This window comes from Candidatus Polarisedimenticolaceae bacterium (genome assembly GCA_036275915.1).
Lineage (GTDB): Bacteria > Acidobacteriota > Polarisedimenticolia > Polarisedimenticolales > DASRJG01 > DASRJG01.
In genome coordinates this window covers 35,352-55,779 of the sequence record DASUCV010000018.1, presented here as the reverse complement: position 1 = coordinate 55,779, position 20,428 = coordinate 35,352, and the positions used below count along the sequence as shown (strand labels likewise).

General features: G+C 63.3%; 20 protein-coding genes and 1 pseudogene. 7 read left to right on the top strand and 14 right to left on the bottom strand.

Annotated elements, in window-relative coordinates; all coding sequences use genetic code 11:
* Nucleotides 1–9: 9 nt before the first annotated feature.
* From VFV19_13805 to VFV19_13785, 5 genes are all read right to left on the bottom strand, one after another.
* The gene (locus tag VFV19_13805; protein HEX4825373.1) at nucleotides 10–201 is read right to left on the bottom strand and encodes a hypothetical protein; all 192 of its coding nucleotides are present in this window, start codon (nucleotides 199–201) and stop codon (nucleotides 10–12) included.
* Between the two features lie 214 nt (nucleotides 202–415).
* Nucleotides 416–829: a hypothetical protein gene (locus tag VFV19_13800; GenBank protein ID HEX4825372.1), complete on the bottom strand. Its 414-nt coding sequence runs from the start codon at nucleotides 827–829 to the stop codon at nucleotides 416–418.
* 806 nt (nucleotides 830–1,635) lie between these two features.
* A complete protein-coding gene (locus VFV19_13795) occupies nucleotides 1,636–1,857 on the bottom strand; it encodes a hypothetical protein (GenBank protein HEX4825371.1) in 222 nt (73 codons plus the stop codon).
* A 299-nt stretch (nucleotides 1,858–2,156) separates the two neighbouring features.
* Nucleotides 2,157–2,477 (bottom strand): hypothetical protein, encoded by a 321-nt coding sequence (locus VFV19_13790; GenBank protein ID HEX4825370.1) that lies wholly within the window; start codon nucleotides 2,475–2,477, stop codon nucleotides 2,157–2,159.
* Between the two features lie 390 nt (nucleotides 2,478–2,867).
* A complete protein-coding gene (locus tag VFV19_13785; protein HEX4825369.1) occupies nucleotides 2,868–3,770 on the bottom strand; it encodes a hypothetical protein in 903 nt (300 codons plus the stop codon).
* A 274-nt stretch (nucleotides 3,771–4,044) separates the two neighbouring features.
* On the opposite strand from VFV19_13785, the gene VFV19_13780 reads away from it, so the two are divergent.
* The 3 genes from VFV19_13780 to VFV19_13770 all read left to right on the top strand — a co-directional run bounded on the left by VFV19_13780 (nucleotide 4,045) and on the right by VFV19_13770 (nucleotide 5,777).
* Nucleotides 4,045–4,485 carry an Hsp20/alpha crystallin family protein gene (locus VFV19_13780; GenBank protein HEX4825368.1) on the top strand — a complete coding sequence of 147 codons (441 nt, stop codon included), beginning with the start codon at nucleotides 4,045–4,047 and terminating at the stop codon, nucleotides 4,483–4,485.
* A gap of 145 nt (nucleotides 4,486–4,630) precedes the next feature.
* Entirely contained in the window at nucleotides 4,631–4,939 is a 309-nt protein-coding gene (locus VFV19_13775) for an antibiotic biosynthesis monooxygenase (protein ID HEX4825367.1), read from the top strand.
* Between the two features lie 427 nt (nucleotides 4,940–5,366).
* Nucleotides 5,367–5,777, top strand: a complete 411-nt coding sequence (locus tag VFV19_13770) for a hypothetical protein (protein ID HEX4825366.1) — start codon at nucleotides 5,367–5,369, stop codon at nucleotides 5,775–5,777.
* Nucleotides 5,778–6,406: 629 nt separating this feature from the next.
* Here the strand turns inward: VFV19_13770 and VFV19_13765 are convergent.
* Entirely contained in the window at nucleotides 6,407–6,652 is a 246-nt protein-coding gene (locus VFV19_13765) for a GIY-YIG nuclease family protein (protein ID HEX4825365.1), read from the bottom strand.
* Nucleotides 6,653–6,818: 166 nt separating this feature from the next.
* Between VFV19_13765 and VFV19_13760 the strand changes: the two genes are divergently transcribed.
* The 3 genes from VFV19_13760 (at nucleotide 6,819) to VFV19_13750 (ending at nucleotide 12,160) form a co-directional block, all read left to right on the top strand.
* Nucleotides 6,819–7,112: an MgtC/SapB family protein gene (locus tag VFV19_13760; protein ID HEX4825364.1), complete on the top strand. Its 294-nt coding sequence runs from the start codon at nucleotides 6,819–6,821 to the stop codon at nucleotides 7,110–7,112.
* A 399-nt stretch (nucleotides 7,113–7,511) separates the two neighbouring features.
* Nucleotides 7,512–8,825: a hypothetical protein gene (locus VFV19_13755; protein HEX4825363.1), complete on the top strand. Its 1,314-nt coding sequence runs from the start codon at nucleotides 7,512–7,514 to the stop codon at nucleotides 8,823–8,825.
* A 185-nt stretch (nucleotides 8,826–9,010) separates the two neighbouring features.
* Nucleotides 9,011–12,160, top strand: a complete 3,150-nt coding sequence (locus tag VFV19_13750; protein ID HEX4825362.1) for a MopE-related protein — start codon at nucleotides 9,011–9,013, stop codon at nucleotides 12,158–12,160.
* A gap of 76 nt (nucleotides 12,161–12,236) precedes the next feature.
* Here the strand turns inward: VFV19_13750 and VFV19_13745 are convergent, their stop codons facing one another.
* The 7 genes and pseudogenes from VFV19_13745 to VFV19_13715 all read right to left on the bottom strand — a co-directional run bounded on the left by VFV19_13745 (nucleotide 12,237) and on the right by VFV19_13715 (nucleotide 18,234).
* Complete coding sequence (locus tag VFV19_13745; GenBank protein HEX4825361.1) at nucleotides 12,237–13,640, bottom strand: serine hydrolase; 1,404 nt, start codon at nucleotides 13,638–13,640, stop codon at nucleotides 12,237–12,239.
* On the bottom strand, nucleotides 13,641–14,237 hold the full coding sequence (locus tag VFV19_13740; protein HEX4825360.1) for a hypothetical protein: 597 nt from the start codon (nucleotides 14,235–14,237) through the stop codon (nucleotides 13,641–13,643).
* The gene (locus VFV19_13735) at nucleotides 14,227–14,760 is read right to left on the bottom strand and encodes an RNA polymerase sigma factor (GenBank protein HEX4825359.1); all 534 of its coding nucleotides are present in this window, start codon (nucleotides 14,758–14,760) and stop codon (nucleotides 14,227–14,229) included. The genes VFV19_13740 and VFV19_13735 overlap by 11 nt, the downstream gene beginning before the upstream one ends.
* Before the next feature lie 210 nt (nucleotides 14,761–14,970).
* A complete protein-coding gene (locus VFV19_13730) occupies nucleotides 14,971–15,621 on the bottom strand; it encodes a hypothetical protein (GenBank protein HEX4825358.1) in 651 nt (216 codons plus the stop codon).
* A 38-nt stretch (nucleotides 15,622–15,659) separates the two neighbouring features.
* On the bottom strand, nucleotides 15,660–16,163 hold the full coding sequence (locus tag VFV19_13725; GenBank protein ID HEX4825357.1) for an archaeosortase/exosortase family protein: 504 nt from the start codon (nucleotides 16,161–16,163) through the stop codon (nucleotides 15,660–15,662).
* Nucleotides 16,164–16,256: 93 nt separating this feature from the next.
* Nucleotides 16,257–17,321 (bottom strand): hypothetical protein, encoded by a 1,065-nt coding sequence (locus VFV19_13720; protein ID HEX4825356.1) that lies wholly within the window; start codon nucleotides 17,319–17,321, stop codon nucleotides 16,257–16,259.
* A 643-nt stretch (nucleotides 17,322–17,964) separates the two neighbouring features.
* Nucleotides 17,965–18,234: pseudogene (locus VFV19_13715) on the bottom strand (tetratricopeptide repeat protein).
* A 458-nt stretch (nucleotides 18,235–18,692) separates the two neighbouring features.
* On the opposite strand from VFV19_13715, the gene VFV19_13710 reads away from it, so the two are divergent.
* Nucleotides 18,693–19,178: an MgtC/SapB family protein gene (locus VFV19_13710; GenBank protein HEX4825355.1), complete on the top strand. Its 486-nt coding sequence runs from the start codon at nucleotides 18,693–18,695 to the stop codon at nucleotides 19,176–19,178.
* A 141-nt stretch (nucleotides 19,179–19,319) separates the two neighbouring features.
* Here the strand turns inward: VFV19_13710 and VFV19_13705 are convergent, their stop codons facing one another.
* Entirely contained in the window at nucleotides 19,320–20,246 is a 927-nt protein-coding gene (locus tag VFV19_13705; protein HEX4825354.1) for a hypothetical protein, read from the bottom strand.
* Nucleotides 20,247–20,428: the final 182 nt, after the last annotated feature.

The following is a 20,428-nucleotide window of genomic DNA, read 5'->3' as shown; positions in this document are numbered from 1 at the left end:
GCTCTCCCCTCAGGGAGTGCAACCGGGAATGGGCTGACAGGTCGGACACTTGAAGCAGCTGCCTCCGCCGAGACGGGTGCACGGCGGACATCGGATGGCGGTGCAGTGGAGACATGCAATCGCGTCGGGGACGGGGAGCGCGATCGCGATCGTCCCGAGAGCGACGACGATCAGGAGCGCCGTGCCGAAGAGCTTCTTCATGACGTCGTACCTCCTGGTGCGATTATTGATTTGGGGCATGCTACGCCGGTCCGATGAGGGCGTTTTCCAGAATCTCCCTATCGGGGTGCACCCGTTTAGCCTTCGTTAGGCCACGCGATGTCACGAACGTGTTGCGGTGTATCCGCTCGCCGCGCGGCCGCCCTCGGCGGTCGCACCCCGCTCGCCTACGGCAATCGAATGCGACCGGCTTTGATCACTCCAAGCCTGGCAAGTCGAGCGGGTGATCGATGCCGAGAAACTCGAGCGCCGCATCCATGGTCCGGAACACGCCGACGTTCTTGGTGCTCCCGGGTTCGACCCGCCGATGGATCTGGAATATGCGGCCCAACCCGAACGCGAACTCGCCCGGCGCGACGATGGCCAGCTTCGCTGGTCCATGGAAGGCGTCCCTCGCAGCGGCCTCGGCCGCGAGATTTTCCATGCGCTCCTCCGAGGCGACGTCGATGTCGGTCACCGAGGACACGTCGATCAACTCGTCGTAACCGATCATGTCGGATCGCGCACCGGTCTCCCGCTCGTATCTGAAGAGGTCGGCGTCGGTGAGCGTCCCGTACCCCGCCGCCACGACGAGCTTGGCGTTTCGATCGATCCGGTACACCAGCGCCACAAGGTGATCCTACCTCCCTTTTGGCGCGATTCTCCGGACGGCGGCGGTTGCAATCTGCGGACGCGACGACATACAAGTGTCGGCGGCCGTTAATCCTTCCAAACTGGTTCGCCCCCGGGTTTCTTAGAATGCACCTCGGAAGGCGCTCCAACATTTGATGAGTACTTCCTCGCCCGCGACCGCTCATTCGCGCGTTCCGGCGGAAATGGGCGCACGAAAATAGGCGGGGAACGTCGCCGCGTACCACGATCGTGTACACCCATCCTTCGGACCAGGAAATGGCCGGGAGGCTGCGCGGGCTGACCTGCTGAGCCCCACGCTCCGTACTAATTGCCCGAGCAAGACGCGCTCGCGATCGGCACGAGAGCTGGTCGACGGGACGCGCACCCGGCCGCCAGCGCGGCCGGGGATCAGGACAGAGCTAGTTCAGGCAAAAGATGCAGAGCGCGTTGTTCGGACAACAGAAGTGGCGTCCATCCGCGCAGGTGATCAAGTGGGAGCCCTTCGGGCACGAGCTCGCTGCAGCGGCCGGAGTCGTCAGAACAGAGGCGATTCCGAAGATAGCGGACGCTACAAGCAAAGTGACCAAGAGTTTTCTGCGCATGAGCGTTCCTCCTGTTAACTTACGCCAAACGACCGTCGCCGATTTTACTCCCACGCGGGAAGCTCCGGCCGCAAGAGTGAGGGCACCCACCGATTCCGGTCCGCCTTCGAAACAAAGTGCCTGTTCGGGATCTCCGCAATCGACACGCGTGCTCGGTCCGCCCGGTGACCGGAGCCGGACGGTCGTCTCGCAGGAAAACCGCTCAAATGTCTCCGCTGCGCACGCAGCCGGTCGCGTGGGCGCAGCCGGCCAGGCAGGAATTTGCATACGTGACACCGTTTGAGCACGTCACAGGGGCATAGTTGTCGGGGCAGATGCAGTGCCCGAAGAAGGCCTGAGCGGGGGTGGCGAAAACCGAAACACCGACGACGAAGGCAGTTACGAGCGCGGCGCCGAAGATGAACTGCATTGCTCGACGAATCATGGTTTCCTCCTCGAAAGAGAGACGGGGTTCCGCCCGTACGGATTCGACGACGGATGTTACACGACCGGCGACGTGGAGCAGCCAAGGTGCAGCGGAACTCTGACCGCCGAGATTCATGAACGCATTTCACGAACGTCCGCGACATGTCGTCTTACGGTTAAACCACGACACGCGACGCGCGTTGGGGACATCGAACGGCTCACATGTGTCCTGCGAGCGTGTCTAACTCGGCCGGCGTAAGAAGAAGGGGCACAGCCGAAGCTGTGCCCCCAATGAAATCGTCAAATTGACTACAAAGACTAGTAGCGACGATTCTCACCGCGACCGCCACCGCCGCCGTTACCCCCGCCGAATCCGCCACCGCCAGGCGTGCGCTCTTTCGCCTCGTTCACCGTCAGGGCCCGGCCGCCGAAATCTTGGCCGTTCAGATCGCGGATCGCGCCGTCGGCGTCGGCGGAATTACCCATCTCGACGAAGCCGAAGCCGCGGGGGCGGCCAGTATCCCGGTCGGTCACCAGCTTGACCTCGGTGACCGTGCGTCCGCCCTGGGAAAAGAGTTCGCGGACTTGTGAGTCGTCCGCCGTGAAAGGAAGATTGCCGACATACAGTCTGCTGCCCATGCTGAAACTCCTGGCGACCTCAATTGGGACGCCTCTCCTCGGGTTCTAGCCATCCACCCGATCCGTCGGGTCAAACAGAAACGCCTAGCGTTCAACACGCTTCGGCGCACCGCACTTTCGTTTCAGTACGAGAAGATGCGGGCCAGAACCCAGACTTACCGTACACCTCCCACACCGGCGCTGTGTATGGGGCGATACCCTACCGAGCCCTTGACCCGACTCCGAGCGCGGCAGCGGGGGTTTGCCGAGGAAGTACACGCCGCAGTCGCGGTCGGTGATGCCCTGCCACATCTCCGGGCTCGATCTGCTCACATCCGCGTTACACCGATCCCTTGGACCAGGATCTGGCCGGTAAGGTAGCCGGATAAGGCCCGTTTCCCGATTGGCTCGTCAGGGAGTTGAGGCATGGCAGCCTCCCGCGCTGCGATCGAAGCCGGCGTCACATGCCCAGTCGTTTCCCGAGTAATCGAGATGCGCATTCGGCGGCGTTGTCAGGGTGGCGCAGAAGTCGCCATCTCTCCGGTAGCCCCGATCGCAGTCCCAGTCGTTCCCCGAGCGCACGAGGTAGCCATGCTGCGGGACCTTGAGTGCTTCACACGATTCGCCGACTTTGCGAAAGCCGCGGCCGCACTCCCAATCATCGCTGGAACACGCCAGGTAAGCGTTCGCGGGCACCATGACGGCCACGCACGACTGGTCGATCATCCGGTAGCCCCGGTCGCAATTCCAACGGGCGCCGTCGGAGGCCAGATAGGCGTTCGCGGGGACCACGACGGCGCTGCAGGCGTCGCGGAGCTCGTGATAACCCCGATCGCATTGCCATCCGCGACCGCGCGAATCGAGGTACGCGTGCGGCGGCACCTGAATCGCCTCGCACACGCCCGCGACGCTACGATAGCCTCGGTCGCAGTCCCATCCATTCCCGCTGGAATCCAGGCGAGCATTCACCGGCACCATGACGGCCGCGCACGAGTTCTCATTCATCTGGTAGCCGCGGTCGCACTCCCACCCGCTGCCATAGCTTTTCGCGTGCGAATGCGGAGGGGATGGAGCCGCCGGAGTCGATGCGACGGCGGAGAGACTCGTCAAAAGGAGCAAGAGGAGAACTCCGGTTCCAGTCTTCATGCCCGACCCGACCGCGATCACTTTCCCCTCCATCAGCTTCTCCTTCGCCGAGTCCGGGACGATGATGTTGCCGTGCTTCTGTTCCTTTACGTCGATCCGCTGAACGAGGATTCGGTCTTCGAGCGCCCGGAACTTCATATGCTCCACCTCCATGGTCTTGAGAATCATGTCGGCCAACAGAGTTGGAGAGCCCCGATAGCACTCGCTCATGCCGAGTGTTATCGCTATGGAACTCGCCAAGGCAGCTGTCAAGGCCCGCGCGCGGAGTCGTTCGACAATGAGCGGCGAGTCCCCCGGTTCCTGGCGCAGAGGTTTGCGATCGAGCGCGGAGCAGGGTCGTCGCAGTACGACTTCGCAAGCAGGCTTGACTCCTACGATCCGCGTCTTATCTCAGGGGATGTCGCAGCCCACCCTGCATCGCGACCCCAAAGAGGATTACGTCATGAGACTCGTTCGCTTGGATCCGGTACGCGAGTACCTCGCAAGAAACCAGGAGATCGACCCTGCCGCCGTCGGCAACAACCACGCTCCGCGTGTCAAAGAGTCAGTTGATACGTGGGCCCCGCCCGTCGACATCTTCGAAACCCAAGAACAACTCGTCATTCGTGCCGAGGTCCCGGGCGTCCGGAAGGACGACATGGACGTCCAGATCGAGAACGGCGTGCTGACCCTCCACGGGCGGCGCGAGCGCGACACCGATGTCCAAGAAGAGAGCGCGTACAGGCTGGAGAGGGTGTATGGGGCGTTCACCCGGAGCTTCTCGCTTCCCACCACGGTCGATGCCGCGAGGATCGCCGCGACCTACAAGGACGGCGTGCTCGAGGTGATCGTGCCCAAGGCCGAGATGGCGAAGCCCAAGCGGGTCGAGATCAACGCCGCCTGATCGCTCGAAGTCCCCACCGGCGTCACGCGACGCCTTGATCCGGGTTCCCCCCTGGTCCAGTCGCAGCCACCTTCGCAAACCTTGTGCGGGGGATGCTCCGGGAATCCATGCATTCCGCACCTACAAGGACGAAGGGAGCTTTACCATGAGTTTCGGTCGCAACGTTCAGTTCACGGTCAAGGCCGGCAAAGTCGACGAGTTCAAGCGTCTCATGAACACGGACGTCTTACCGGTCATGAAGAAGGAGAAGGGGTTCCGCCAGATCGTCACGGTCGTGGAGAAGAACACGGGCTTGAGCCTCTCGGTGTGGGACGATCGCGCCTGTGCTGAGACCTACAACACGAAGACCTTCCCCGAGGTCCTCAAGAAGCTCAACGCCGTCCTCGAAGGAACGCCGACCGTCCACATGTACGAGACGGTCCTCGCGCTGACCCCCGACGTCGTCCACGCCTGACCTGTGGCCTGGCGGCTCGCTCCCGGAACGGCCGGGAGCGAGTCGAGTTGGTTCCGCTACTGGGCGCAAAGGGCTGGCCGACCGTCTGGACGTGCTGCTCCGTGACCCCTCATTCGCCGCGAAGTCGATCCGGAACGAGATCGTCGTGCCGCACGCGAGCGACGTCGACAGCTTCGCGTGAAGTGGTGCGCGATCGAGTCCGCGTTCGCTCCCGCGGCCATCGACGGGTAGCTCAAGGTGCAGCGGAACTCTGACCGCCGAGATTCATGAACGCATTTCACGAACGTCCGCGACATGTCGTCTTACGGTTCAACCACGACACGCGGCACGTGTTCGAGACAGCGAACGGCTCATCTTCGAGGCTTATCGGACTAAACGGCGAGATAACGGCGTCGTCACTGAATCGCTCGCGTCCCTTCCAATCAAGATGACGGACTTCGAGCTAGTCTCCCTGTTGGTACCACTGAAACTGATTGCCGTTCCAGAGCACGAGCGCGCTAGCGGACTCCTCCCATCTGAGAAGAATCGCATCGCCGATGAGCTTGGGGAGTTTGGCCTCCCCTACTCCGCGCTGGACAGGTTGTCGCTTGGAATGAAACGTCCAACCGGCGAAATCGAGATCGCTCATCCCGTGGAACGTCGAGCCGGCTCCAAGGACCACGTGACTTCCATCAGCCCAACAGACTGCTATGCCTCGCGATCTCGCATGACGAATCGCAACCGCGTAATCCGTTCGACCGTCACCGTTGAAGTCGCCGCCCAGGTAGAACGGATTCACGTCGGCGTTGACTTGGAAATCGTTGCCAAGTCGTGCAAGACAACTCGCGACCTCCGCTGAGGTGGAGTACTTAATGGACGTAGCGATATCGGCCCTCGCCTCCCCCATTAGAAGGCCACCGCAAAGCAGGACTGCCTGACCGATCCGAGAGCGTGCGCGCACTGAAGAGGGCCTGGTTTCTATTGGTCTAGCAGAAATAGCAAGACTTTGATTGCGAACAACCAACCGCCGATACCAATTATAAAGCCCGCGTTGCGAGCGTACCCCTGCAGCGCCCTTACTCGCGGATCCTCGCTGTCAACTTTTGTTGTAATCCCCATGTGAAGAGCGAGGACATTCATGACAACGATGGCGATCAACCACCACCACGAAAGCTGTTTCATCCCAATCTTCTCAGGAAGCCGAGCAGAATCACCCCAAAGCTCGCCGCGACAAGTCCGATCCAGCGGCGGAGTCGATCGCCCATAGGCAGTCTCCTAGCGCGAGTTTTTAGATCCTACTGGCAAGTGCCGTTTCGGTGTATTGCTGATTGTCACCGCCGCGTGTTGCCGGCCGGCAACCCAACTCGCCGTGAGATGTGGACTCCAAGCCAGGGTCCGCGTACTTCATCGCAGGCGAGCGCCCAGCCCCACCACCCTCGTGCTTTCCCCCAATTTGGTGCGAGCGAGGAGGTTGGGCGCTCGAACCGACTACCGTTCGATCAACGCGAGCTTGGCCTCACGTCCCATCCGTCGCAGCTCCGCCTCGCGCCTGAGCGCGCTGGAGCGACTGGGCTGATGCTCGTGGTAGACGAGGACGACCGGTAGCCGGCTGCGGGTGTACTTCGCGCCGGTCCCGGCCTCATGCTCAACTAGGCGCCTTGGAACATCGACGGTAACACCGGTATAGAGCGTGGCATCGCGACACCGCAGGACGTAGACATGCCAGCCGTTCATCCTGCCAAGATATCAATGTGGTAGATCGCGGTAAGATCAACTCACGATCGGGTGTCCGTGACGCAACCAGCCGAGCGAGCGACAGGAAGGGCGAGGAGAACCGATGACAGAAAGCACGGGATCACCCATGCCGCTCGCCATGACCTTGGTCCGGCTAATCGCAGCGGTGGCCATCAGAAGCGTGATTGGGCTCGATCGTGAGCTCCGCCACAAGCCGGCAGGGCTGCGGACGCACGGGCTCGTGGGTCTCGGGGCCGCGGCGATCACCTTGACGAGCGTCCAGCTTTCGGGCGCAGGCGATCCCGGCGGCGTGCTCAGGGCTGTGCAGGGGATCATCACCGGGATCGGGTTCCTCGGTGCGGGCGTCATTCTTCACCCCGCGAACCAGGGAAGCGTTCTCGGCTTGACGACCGCCGCAAGCCTCTGGGTCGTTGCTCAGGCCGCGCCTGATGCGCGCTAGACTTCCCCGGAGAAGAAGGGAGAAGGAGCGCGGACCATGGGGCGTGTGAGCCCTGCAAGTACTCACGCCGCTGGAGAGGTTCCTGGCGGGGGTGCGTAGGGCAGCCTAGCGCCCTCGAGCGCAGGAATCGAACTCGTTCCCTGAACCAAGACAGAACAGCGATGGGAATCGCCGTTTGACGACGTGGCGTCATTTCTCGTCGGTTCGATCATCGATCAACTGCCCAGGAGTCCGCTGGAATCCGCTCAATTCGGGGCAGCCGTAGAGACATCCTGGAGACGCTCTCAGGGGTCGACCCGAGTGCCCTTGCTCGCGCCGGCCCTAGTTCGAGGTTGACGCAGTCCCGTCGAGACCGTACCCGATCGGAAGGGCTTTTCGGGCCTGCGTGGGGGTGTCAGCATGGGCGCTTCGACACGACGCGGATTCCGATCGTCGTTCTCGACTCTCTTTTTCCTCGTCATCGCCAACTTCGCCACGCCGCCTCCAGTGATGGCGGTCGAGCAGGTGCTGGATCCCGGCGGGGTGCACGTCGTCCCGGCGGCGGCGGCGTCCTGCTTCACTGCCATCAATATCCCGAATTCCGTTCCGAGCGGAGGAATCCGCCTCACCACGGCCAAAGCGTCGTGCGATGGCGGTCGACTTCGCGTCGAGCTCGACAGCGGCGAGTCCACACTCCCCAAGCCCGTGGATGCCACCGCCACCGCCAGGTTCGTGACTGAGTTCCGAGTCCCCGCGGTCGCCGGGGCCACCGCGCCCAGCTTCGTTCCGGTCACGGTCACTGTGCCCGTGAGCTGGGCGGGCCTGCTGTTCAACGACAATCTGGTCCCCGGCAGCTTCTTCGCCTGGGCCAACGACAACATGTACGTGCGGCTGCGCGAAGGCGATGCCGCGCACCCGGACACCCAGGGCGCGATCCTCCACGATTTCCGGTTCAGCGGCGCGTCCCACGGCGGGATCTCGAAGTGCCTCACCGTGCCGACTTCGTTGGTCAGCGTGGCGACCACGAGTGTCAAGTGTGCCATAGCCGCGCTGAGCCAGGAGTCGGGATCCCAGACCGTGACCTTGAATGGCGTTATCGAGACCGGGAAAACCTACGACATCGAGGTGGACATCGACGGTGAGATTCACACCGACGATGCGGAGATCAATCTTCCGGGGCTGCCGCCGGCCGGTGCGCACCCCCTCGTCGATTTCATGGTCAAGCAAGTCGGCTTCGACGAGCCTGGCGTGGTGCCCGGCGACATCACGTTCAACATCGGGACGGACTTTCAGAGGAACCTCGCCGATCTGCAAAACGAGATCGACAAGCTCCGCTCCGACTTCGAGAACCACACCCACCAGTACTTGACGGGGAGGGGCGTCGGACAGAACAACACGGTGGTGGACACCGGCCCGCCGATCGTCGTCGACGCCCCCACACCTCCCGCGCCGCCCCCAGACGCCGCCAAGCCGGTGATCACGGGCGCCACGATCGCAAAGACGAAGGGACAAGGCTCCACGGTCGTTCTCGAGGTGTCTGGAAGTGGGTTCGTCACCGGCGCGGTCGTACGGTGGAATGGCGCCGATCGACCGACCGCGTTCGTCGGCCCCACCGCTCTCCGGGCCTCGCTGTCACCCAGTGACATCAAGAGACCGGCGATGGTCTCAGTGACGGTCGCCGATCCACCCCCCGACGGAGCGGTCTCGGATCCCTACCTGCTCACCGTGAAGTGACGGGGTCGCGAGCTTCGAGGGCCCGCGCGATCCCGGCGAGCCACGGTCGAGTCGATGCGCTGTGAAGCAACACCGTTCTCGGTTGCACGCGTCGAGGCAGGGACGGATCTACAGCAGTCCGTCGCGGCGGTGTTGGGGGGATCATGGGAACTCGAATTGCGTTTGCCACGGTTGCCTGCTGCGGGTTGCTCATCACATTGGGCCCGTCCACCTTCGCCCGAGAGCTCAGCATCGATGACCGTGTCGCCGCTCAGCGGGCGATCGAGCAGGTCTACTGGAGCCACCGCATCTGGCCGACTGACAACCCCGGCGCGAAGCCGCGCTTGTCGGAGGTGATGTCCGACACCGCGCTGCGCGCCAAAGTCGACGACGCACTTTGGAAGTCCCAGGCGCTGGAAACCCTGTGGCACCGTCCGATCACCGCCGCGCAGCTCCAGGCCGAGCTGGACCGAATGGCCGCTCACTCGCGCGACACGCGGGTCCTTCGCGAACTGTTCGACGCGCTCGGCGACGACCCATTCCTGATCGCGGAAACCCTGGCGCGAGAAACACTCGCGGACAGACTCCTGCGAAACGCCTACGCGGCAGATCCTCTTCCACCGAAATCATCGTTCGATGCCTGGTGGGCGCGGCAACGCGGCGTATCTCCCGTCCAGGTTGCGCCCGTGAAGGACGCCTTCACTCTGCCATCCATCCTCGACGCGCCCGCGTGCACGCAGGACACCTGGTCCCCTACCCGCCTCGACGTTCCGGACCCGCGCGACTCCCACACGGCCGTCTGGACCGGATCGGAGATGATCGTGTGGGGCGGAAGCGGATCGGCGTTCAACACCGGCGGACGCTACAACCCGGCGACCGACACGTGGACGGCGACGTCAACGGGGGCCAATTGCCCGACGGCCCGAGCCAATCACACGGCCGTATGGACAGGGTCGGAGATGGTGATCTGGGGCGGAGGGCCGACAGCGACGAACACGGGTGGTCGGTACAATCCGGCGACCGATTCCTGGACGGCCACTTCGACGGGCACCAACTGCCCGGCGGCCCGTACCAATCAGACCGCCGTCTGGACCGGCACTCAGATGATCGTTTGGGGCGGTGAGACCACTTCAGGCACCGCGCTGAGTACGGGAGGTGTGTACACCGCCTCGTCGGACACTTGGACGGCGACCTCGACGGGAACGGGTGTGCCGTCGGCGAGGATCGACCACACGGCCGTCTGGACGGGGTCCGTGATGATCATCTGGGGCGGCAGCACATCAAGCGGCGTCCTGAACACCGGGAGCCGCTACACGCCGGGAACGAATACCTGGTCCGCGACGTCGACGGGGACGAACGTCCCGGCGGCCCGCGCCAGTCACACCGCCGTGTGGACGGGGACGGTAATGACCGTGTGGGGAGGATCGGCCACCTCCGGTCCCGTGAACAGCGGCGGAAACTACAACCCGAGCACGAACGCGTGGACCGCGACGTCAACGGGGACGAACGTCCCTTCGGCCCGCTACATGCAGACCGCGGTATGGACCGGGATGGAGATGATCGTCTGGGGGGGCGTCACCCAGGACAACGCACCTGGCCGGTACAACCCTTCCACGAACACCTGGTCGACGGGCCGAACGAGCGCGGCGACGCCGTCCGCGCGTGATGGGCACACCGCGGTCTGGACGGGGACCGACATGATCGTCTGGGGAGGGATCATCGGCACCGGTGCGAACGACGGCGGGCGCTACTCCCCATCGTCCGACACCTGGACTGCGACTTCCCGCGGCACCGTTCCCAACGCTCGGGTCTTCGCGTCGGGCGTCTGGACCGGTGCGGAAATGATCGTCTGGGGCGGCAATGACCCCAACGGGACCACCCTCAATACCGGAGGTCGATACACACCTGCAACGGACGCCTGGACGCCGACCACCACCGGCAACGGCTGCCCTTCTGCTCGGCATAACCACACGGCCGTGTGGACTGGCACGAGGATGATCGTGTGGGGTGGTTTCAGCTCGAGCGTCTATCTGCAGACCGGGGGACGGTACGACCCGGGCACCGACACGTGGCTATCGACGTCTACGGGCACAAATGCCCCGGCTGGTCGTTACTACCACACTGCGGTCTGGACCGGTCAGCGAATGATCGTCTGGGGCGGCTCCAACGTCGGCGGAGTCTTGAATACGGGGGCGCTCTACGATCCGGTCGCCGACTCGTGGATCCCCACTTCGACGGGCTCGGGGGTGCCAAGCGCGCGCTGGTTCCACACCGCGATCTGGACCGGCACACTGATGATCGTGTGGGGTGGCGGGGACTTCCCTCACCTCAACGACGGTGGACGGTACGATCCGGCGTCGGACAGTTGGACCGCAACCTCGACCGGCACCGGCGTCCCTGACCCCCGAGAGGAGCACACGGCCGTATGGACCGGCACCCAGATGATCGTCTGGGGGGGAATCGGCGGCACACTCGATCTCGCGATGAACACGGGGGGCCGCTACGATCCGACGACCGACACCTGGCAACCGACCGCCGCGGCTCCAGGCGCGCCCTCCGCGCGGGCGAATCATGTCGGCGAATGGACAGGCCACGAGATGCTCGTCTCCTATGGCGGCGAAGGCGACAGGTACGACCCTTCGATCGATTCGTGGCAGCCAATGGCGAGCTCCTCGACCACCAACGCCAGAACTCTCGCGAGTGGGGTCTGGAACGGCGCGCAGATGATCGTCTGGGGAGGACGCTTCCCGGGCAGCCTCAGTCTGACGGCCACCGGAGGCCTCTATTGCGCTTGCCCAAACGGGGTTCTCGTTTATCGCGATGCCGACGGCGACGGCTATGGAGCTGCCGGGGGCGCGATCGGGTCGTGCGACGGTTCCGTGCCTGCCGGCTACGTGCTGAACGACACCGACTGCGATGACACGAACCCCGCCGTCCACCCCGGCGCGACCGAGGTCTGCAACGGTATCGACGACAACTGCGACGGCCTGATCGACAACGGCCTACCCACGCCCTCCGGTCGGCCCACGCTGCTGGTGTCCAAGGCGGGGACGAACGCCGATTTGTCCTGGAACGGTGAAGCCGACGCCACGGGATACGACGCGGTGACGGGAAACCTGTCGACGCTTCAAAGCTCGCTCGGAAATTTCACGTCCAGCACGACGGCCTGTATCGGGAACGACCTGGCCACGACCGCTGCGCAGGACACGGCGATTCCGGCACCCGGCGACGGCCTGTGGTATCTCGTGCGAGCGGTCAACTCGTGCAGCGGCGCAGGAACTTACGACGACGGATCGCCGAGTCAGCACGGCGGAAGAGATCCTGCGATCGATGCAGCCGCCGCTGCCTGCCCGTGAGATCGCGACCACACGATCATCTCCCTCGCGCTCGGCTCGCAGCCAGCGCGGAGCCCGTGGCGCGCCGCGATCCGTTTCACTCTTGAATCCTAGTGGCGCGGTGATCCCCGCTTTGGTGCAAGACCAGCCCCGTCGCCCGGTTGTTCGCGTCCGTTTCGAAGGTGATCTGCGCATCCACGGCTTTGAAGAAGTAGTCCTGCTGGCCTTCCGGAAAGATCTCCAATCGCGGCTGTCCCGTGGCTTGGGCGAAGAGTTGATCCCCCTCGCGCGTGATGCTCAGGATGAAGTTCGGAGCGAGCTGATAGCGTCCCACATAACGGGCAACGACCGCGGGATCGACCTTCGCGATTGCGTGCTCTCTTGGCGCGTGCACAAGAGGCGCGCTCGGGACGAGCAGATGCTGGCCGATGTCATCCACTCCAGCGTTCGTGAACATGTTGGCGAGGATGACGACGCCGGTCCGGTTCTTTTGATCGAAGCCGATCCATGAGCGCGAGCCGCCCGTGCCGCCGTTGTGCCAGACAATTTCGGTATCGCCGGTCTTTGTGACGTGCCAGCCGAGAGCGATCTCCATCGACGACACGCCAGTCGGCCGTCGCGTCGCGAGCATGATGGCCATCGCGGGCGCGAGCGGCGTCGTCTGGTAGCCCAGGTTGTCGGCGAGGAAGGTCAGGAGGTCGTTCGCACTGGAGTGGAGAGCACCGGCTCCAGCTAGCGTCGGTATGTCCCAGTTCGGAACAGGTTTCCTCTGCGCGTCGTGCCCGACAGCGAGACGTTTCTTCATCGCATCGGAGAGGGTGACGGATGTGTCCTTCATGCCGAGCGGACCGCAGATGCGCGTCCGGACGAGCGTCTCGTAGTCCTGGCCCACGTGCAGCGCGAGAACGTGACCGAGGAGGCCAGCACCCAGATTCGAGTACTCGTACTGAGATCCGACGTCGCGCGAGAGGCGGTAGCCAGAGAGGAAATCGTAAAGCTGCCGGACCGTGTAGTCCGCGTAGGGATTCGAAGTATCCCTCGGCGCGAGGTTCGACGGCAGTCGCGGCAGGCCGGACGTATGAGTGGCCAGGTCCACGAGCGTGATCTTCCGCCCATTGCGCTCCGGCATCTTCACTCCTTCCGGCAGGAAGTTCGACACCGGGTCGGTCAGGGCCACCTCGCCCTTCGACACCATGTCGGCGAGGAGAAGGGAGGTGAACACCTTCGTGGTCGAACCGATCTCGAACAGTGTGTCGCCGTTGAGTGGCCGCGAGTCGCCGGCGTCGAGCGTTCCGTAGGCAACCACCCTGCGGCCGGCCGGTTCGATCACGCCGACGACGATGCCGACGCCCTGGTGCTCCGCGTCGACGCGGTCGGCGAGGATCTTCCGGATCTCCGCGTCACCGGCTACGCGAGGCGGCAACGTCTGTGCGATGGCTGAAAAGGCGAAGAGTGTGAGGAGGGTGACCACACTCAGGAAGGAACACGCGACTCGTTTCATCTAGGCCTCCTTCCGGAGTTGGTCGAGCTCCGCGATTCGTCGCGCGTAGCGGCTGCCGAGCCAGAGGTTCAACGGAATTGCGGCTATGAGGAGCGCGACCATCACGAGCCCTTCGATGCGGATCGTCTTGCCGACTTCGGGGTGCGCGTGCGCGAACCCGACCATGAACATCACCGGACCCGGGACGAAGATCGCCAGTCGCAACCAGAATCCTCCGCCGCGATGGAAGTCGCGCATGCGATCCAGCGCGGCGCGGTAAAAGGCGGTTGATTCCATACCACCGCTGGCCGCGGCATGCGCAAGGTCGAAGCCGGCCGAGCTGGTCGCCCTCCTCAGTTGCCACGCCAGATAGGCGACGCCTGCGATCGTGAGCAGCGATCCGACTTGCTGCAAGCGATCCTCGAAGATTGTCAGCCACCAGATAGCGCCGACCACGACGAGCGCGCAGGCCGCTATCCCGACGCAGGTTTTCACGCGAAGGTTCTTTTCCATCCCTTTCACTCTCCGGCGGATCTCTTCCGGGGACATGCGGAAGGATTCGCTGCTTTGCTGCTGCCAGAGGTTCTGGATCCTGTCTCGCTCGTTGCTATTGGCCATCGCGTTCTCCGTGTTGGAACCGGCTTGCCAGGATCTTCTTGATCCGATGAATGCGGGTCGCCACGTTTCCCGCTGAAATGCCCGTGATCACGCCGATCGACGCCGCATCCTCTCCCTCCAGATAGAGCAAGATCACCTGCCGCTCGATCGGCTCCAGTTCGCGGATAAGGGCGTGGATCTGCTCGACGGCATCGCTTCGCTCAAGCGCCTCCTGATTGTCGGTGCGGTCGGCGAGCGTTGCAGCCTCTTCGAGCGTTACGAATCGCGACAACCGCATCCGGGTGTGCCGGACGACGTGCGACGCCGCCACGTTGTGCGCGACGCGGTAAACCCACGTCCGGAGAGAGCACTGTGACTCGAACCCCGCGAGGCTGTGCCAGATCGCGATGTGGATCTCCTGGAGCAGGTCGCGTTGCTTGTCCGGATCGAGCTCATACGAGCGGGCGAGGCGATGAATCGCAGCGCCGTGGGCGGCCGATGCTTCCTCGTAGAGCGCGTCCCGGGTGGTGGCGAGCTGAGGCATTGATTCCCGTGTCCTCCATCTGAGGTAGTCGGTCGCTGAGCTGGTTTCTTACACCAAGTGCCCAAGAGTTCCTCGTCTGGAGCTCACAACGGGGATGCTCGACATATCGTCTTAGTGCTCAACGAGGACATGCGGCGCGCACTCGCGAGTCGCACGCTCGCGCGTCGCATACGCCGACGTTTCAAGTGCGACGGCTACTCGGGAAGACCCTCACCTGTTGGAACCACGGACCAGCCCACGGCGCGTGCGGCGCGGTACCCACGCGCCCGATTGCCAATCGAGGCCTCTCGGAGGCTCTTGATTCGCGGCGAGATCCGCCAGAAGCCCGGAAGTCCGGAGGCACGTCAGTGCCCAGATGACAGCGGGGATGACGTAAGTTCCGTGAATGTCGGTTCCGAGGAGATCGTTCGCGAAGTCCACGAGCACGCGAACCCACGGGGCGATTTGAAGTAGGTGGTGATCGCCGATGCCGACGCGAGAAAACCCGCAGACCAGCGCGATCGCAACGCGCAGAAGGACGAACGTCTCGGTCGCTGCGACCGCGCGCAGCACAGACCACACTGTCGGCCGCCGGACGGAGCACAACCCCGCACACAGGGCCAGGACGACGGCAATTGGGACATACCCTTCGCGAACGCTATTGACCGGAAGTCTAGAGGCGACCACGACCCCTCCGCCGTCGCGAAGACCGATGGCGATTCGCGTGTCGTGAAGGCCGTCATCTCCTGGGATCGGCTCGAAGTGGGTCACGCGGTCCCCTCCGAAATTACCGAAGAGCCGCTCGCCAATCACGCGGTAGACGGCTGGATAGAACGATGCAGGTCTCACGAGCATGAGAGTCGCAAACGTCGCGACCGTCACGACCAACAACCGCAGGACCGGGTGGCGCGACGACACGGCTACGCCAGCCGTCGCGGTGCGGCAAGCGTCGAAGCCCAGGCGACCCATAGCAGCGCCGTGCAGAGAATGAGCAGCGCGGGCCAAACCTCGACGTGGAAGGACTGGAAGTGCTGCGGCCAGTCGGTCCCGACGACGAAGAGTGTCGCGATGCGGAGAATGTTGATGCCCAGAAGCAGGATCACGCCGGCGAGAATCCCTTGCGCGCGTCGCCTCCACGAAGATGGAAACGCGAGGACTGCCGTTGCCAATATCGCGATGGCCTGGATGCCGTCGCAGCCGGTGCGGATCGACATCTCGAACCCACCGTGAAGCGTGTCGAACTCACACGTCACAGTCCGTCCCACGAGCCGCAGCAGTATGGCCGCGGACTCCGCAAGAAGATGTAGATATGCTGGGAAGAGACGGCTCTTCAAGAAGAAGCCGTAATAACCTGCTTGCGCGACCACCTGAAGTCCCGCAAACGTCGCACAAAAGCGAATGACGCCATCGCTCGGCCGGTGCATTGACGACGATCCGGCCGCGCGAGTCACATGCCCCGATTGCCTCGCTGCAGCCCCTCGTCCCATCGATCGCTCCAGGTCGACCGAGGTCGTCCTCTAAGCCATGCGACGGTGCAGCATGAACGCGCCCGTAGCTACGACCAACATACCGAGCCCGATCAGTCCCGACGTTCCGAGCAAGGGGGTCGCCGTCGACGCACCGCTGAGCAAAGTAATCGTCGGGTTGAATGTGCAGCCGGCCGAGCCGCTGGCAAAGACGTCGCAATTCGCGATCGAACAAGCGTTCGCGCATCCCGGCGGATCACCGGCACCGCTTCCCACCCAGAGGTGGTGGGGCGAGACTTGATTGAACACGATCGAAAACGTCGACGTGTTGACCGGATGGGATGCGGTTGCCACGGCTCCGCAAGCACTGTTGATCGCGTTTGCGAAGTCGTCCGCGATCGCGTCGGAGTTTTCCCCTGCTGTCGTGAACGCAACACAATTGTTGAAGCAGGTCGTCTCGCCGAGCCCGTTGTCGATCTTGAACGCGAACGTAGCAGTATTCGCGGAACCGCTGACTCCGTACGTCGCTAATCCAGAGGTACACAGCGGAAGAGTGCAGCTCGTCTTCTGCGTGGTGTAGTTCGTCGTCGTGTTCATCTTGACGAGGTAGCCCTCGCCTGGAGACAACGCAAAATCGGGCGATGAAGCCTTCCTCCCAGTGTAGGCTTGGAAGGTGTCAGTCGCACAGATGTACCGCTCCACGGCGGCGGTGTTCGCGAACCCGATACTGTTCAACAGTTGACTCGCGGTTGAAACGTTCGTGCAGAACGGGAGCGACACAAGATTTGAGCCGGAAAGGCTATTCAGACCGACGGCGTCCAGGCTGAGGACGGTCGAACCGTCTGTTCCGAGGATCGTATACTCCGCCGCCTGGTCCACAACGACCGCGAATCCTTCGCCTGGGTTCACATTGAAACACGTCGTAGCGCTCGGCTCCTTATCAGTTCGAACGAGATTGCCCCCCTTGATCGCGTCCCACACTTCGCAGGATCCGCTGCCGCTCCACCGCCAGAAGTGATCCTCGGACTCGATGAGCTTCTCCACGTAGAGCGCGTGCGGAATGCTCGCGAACAGTTGTGTTTCGTTCGTGATCGAGCTCGTGACCGGTAGAGACACGAGGTAAGCGAATGGAGGCTTGCAAAGCGTTGGGCAAGCCTGGTCCTTGCACATGAGTTGTTGCGCGCGAGTATCGGGCTGAAAGAACGCAAGGGCGAAGAAGATACCCGCCGCAAGAAGACCCCCCCGCGTGAGCGATGATGAATACATGTAGAGCCCCCTTCCTCGCGTCCCAGGATGGAACGGAACTGATCGCCTGAGTTACCTGACACTCACCCGTGCATGCGGTTCCCGCCTGCTATGCGCCGCGTTACCTTACGAAACGACGCGCACAAGAACCGACGCCCAGATAGAGCGGAGTCCGTCGTTTGCTGAGCCTCGTCCGCAGAATCTAATCCCCGGCTCTTGTTGCGCGAGAGGGTACTCCCATGCGATTCGAGTTCAAGTGAATTCTTGGGTCTTGATCGTGAGCGTCGAGGGGGGCTGCGATGGGACGACGCGAGACTGGGCCTCGACTCTCACCGGTCAGCGTGAATGTTGCGGCCCCGCAACCCAACTCACCGCGACCGGTGGACTCGACGACCGCCTCGGCGTAGTTCCTGGCCGGCGAGCGCCCAGCCCACCACTCTCGTGCTTTCCCCCAATTCGGTGCGAGCGAGGAGGTTGGGCCCTCTGCAGACGGCGCGATTAGCTAGCACCGCTACTACTTCCCGTTTTTCTGTTTGGAGTCGAGCTCCCAGGCTCTCTGATCGGCGTCGCCAGATTCGATTGGCAGTCCCTTCTCTCTCAGCGCCCTTGCAAGATTCCTATAGGCCATCGCATATGCCTCGTCGATCTGAATTGCCTTGCGGTAGCATTCGATGGCGTGATCGGCGTCGCGCTGCAATAGGAACGCATTCCCAAGGTTGTTGTAGTACGTCGCGTTGCGAGCTTCGATCTCGATCGCCTTCTGGATAGACTCAACAGCCTGTTTCGGTTTTCCCCGCTAACAACCCCGATGTTGCAAAGTTCAACGGGAAGCAATGCGCCGCTCGGCGCTCGCCGTAGACTTCGCGCGGTTCAAGGAGGTAGCGGCTGAAGCGGAGCCGAATGGGTGATCAGCGCGAGCTTGGCCGCACGTCCCATCCGTCGCAGCGCCGCCTCGCGCCTGAGCGCGCTGGAGCGATTGGGCTGACGCTCGTGGTAGACGAGGGTGACGGGTAACCGGCTGCAGGTGTACTTCGCGCGCCGACCCCGGTCTGATGTTCATCCAGCCGCCTCGAAATATCGTGATGCCCGTGTACAGCGTTCCATCGCGACAGCGCAGGATGTAGACATGCCAGCCGTTCATCCTGCCAAGATATCAATGTGGGAGATCGCGGTAAGATCAACTCACGATCGTGTCCGTGACGCAACCAGCCGAGCGAGGGACAGAAAGGGCGAGGAGAACCGATGACGGAAAGCACGGGATCACCCATGCCGCTCGCCATGACCTTGGTCCGGCTAATCGCAGCCGTGGCCATCGGAAGCGCGATTGGGCTCGATCGTGAGCTCCGCCACAAGCCGGCAGGGTTGCGGACGCACGGGCTCGTGGGTCTCGGAGCCGCGGCGATCACTTTGACGAGCGTCCAGCTTTCGGGCGCAGGCGATCCCGGCGGCGTGCTCCGGGCGGTACAGGGGATCATCACCGGGATCGGGTTCCTCGGTGCGGGCGTCATTCTTCACCCCGCGAACCAGGGAAGCGTTCTCGGCTTGACGACCGCCGCAAGCCTCTGGGTCGTTGCTGGCCTCGGCATCGGGTGTGGCGCGGGATTGTGGGGAAGCACCCTCTCAGCTTTTGGGTTGGCCCTGCTGATTCTCATTTTCGGAGGTCACGCCGAGCGGATCGTGAATCGATTCGCCGCAGCGAGGTCCGATGTTGGCGATGGCTCGAGCTGACGAGAGAGAACTGGCAATTCCCCCGGCCCTAATGGCGGGAATAGGCGCTGCCCGATCGAGAGCGTAAGTTCCTTCCGCGTGCGTAAGCCGAGGGTGTGCCGCACGTCGGAATGCTAGCGGCGGCGCGATTCGTTCGATCCGCTACTTGTCCTGCTTTGGCTGTTCCTTCTTGTCGCCCTTCGATTGCTGGACTTGATGCTTGCGCTCACTCACGGGTGGCGGCGGGACTCTCTGACCGTCGTTCGATCTCTCGACCGCTTTGGCGACAACCGGTGGAGTCGGGATCGTTACGCGCTCGGGCTTCGTGAGACTCACGGGATGGGGAGCGACGAACCGTGGTGCCTGCGCTAGTCCCCCAGTCTGGCTTCGGGCCTCGCCTCGGGGCGCATGCGTCTGTTCCTCTGTCGGATGGGCAACCGCGGCACTGGATTCGGTTGATGAACGCGGCGCCGATCCTGCGCTTCCGCTCTCTCGGGTTGCCCGGCCTCTGCTCTCGCCCATCGGAGGCGCGGTCGCGCGCACACCGCCAGGAGCCTCCCAATTCGCGCGGTCATCATGAAACCGGTGTACCTGAGACCCGCTCGCGGCAATTTGCTGCCGTTGCGCAGGGTTGACTTGCTTGAAACTCAGCGGGCTCGCCTGCCTCGCGGCAATCACCCGCACCGGCCCGGCCAATGCAACGCTCCGCCGCTGCGCCTCCGGTACGGCCTCCGAGCGGGCCTGGAGCTCGCGGTAAGTTCGCACCGGACGGAGGCTCGCATCGTTCTGGCGACGGGCATATTCCTGCCGTTGATGCTCTTCCCAATGCGGGTCGGTGCGGCTGTAGCGCGAGCGGTCGCGTTGGTAGTCCGGGTCGTACCACGTATGGACGCGATCGCCGTCGAACCTCGGGAAGATCCCGGCGCGAACATACGCCTCGTCGTAGTAGTCCCCGAAGTAATAATGGGTATAGCGCGGACACGCGAACAGGTGGCCAATCATCAATCCAAGATCGATGGCGATCGTTGGAGCGTAAGAGAACCCGACTCGGATGTAGGCCGACGGAGGGAAATAGACCGGCGCGAACAACACTCCGCGCCGCTCGATAGCGACATCCCAGTGCCCATCGATGAAGACGTACCCGCGTGGGCTCCACTGGTAGTGGGACGGAAGCCAGACCCAACCTGGTTGCTCCTGGAGCCAATAACCCGACCGAAGGAAGTAGCGGCCGTCCGACCAGCGCCAACAGCTGGGCACCCAGACCTGGTCGG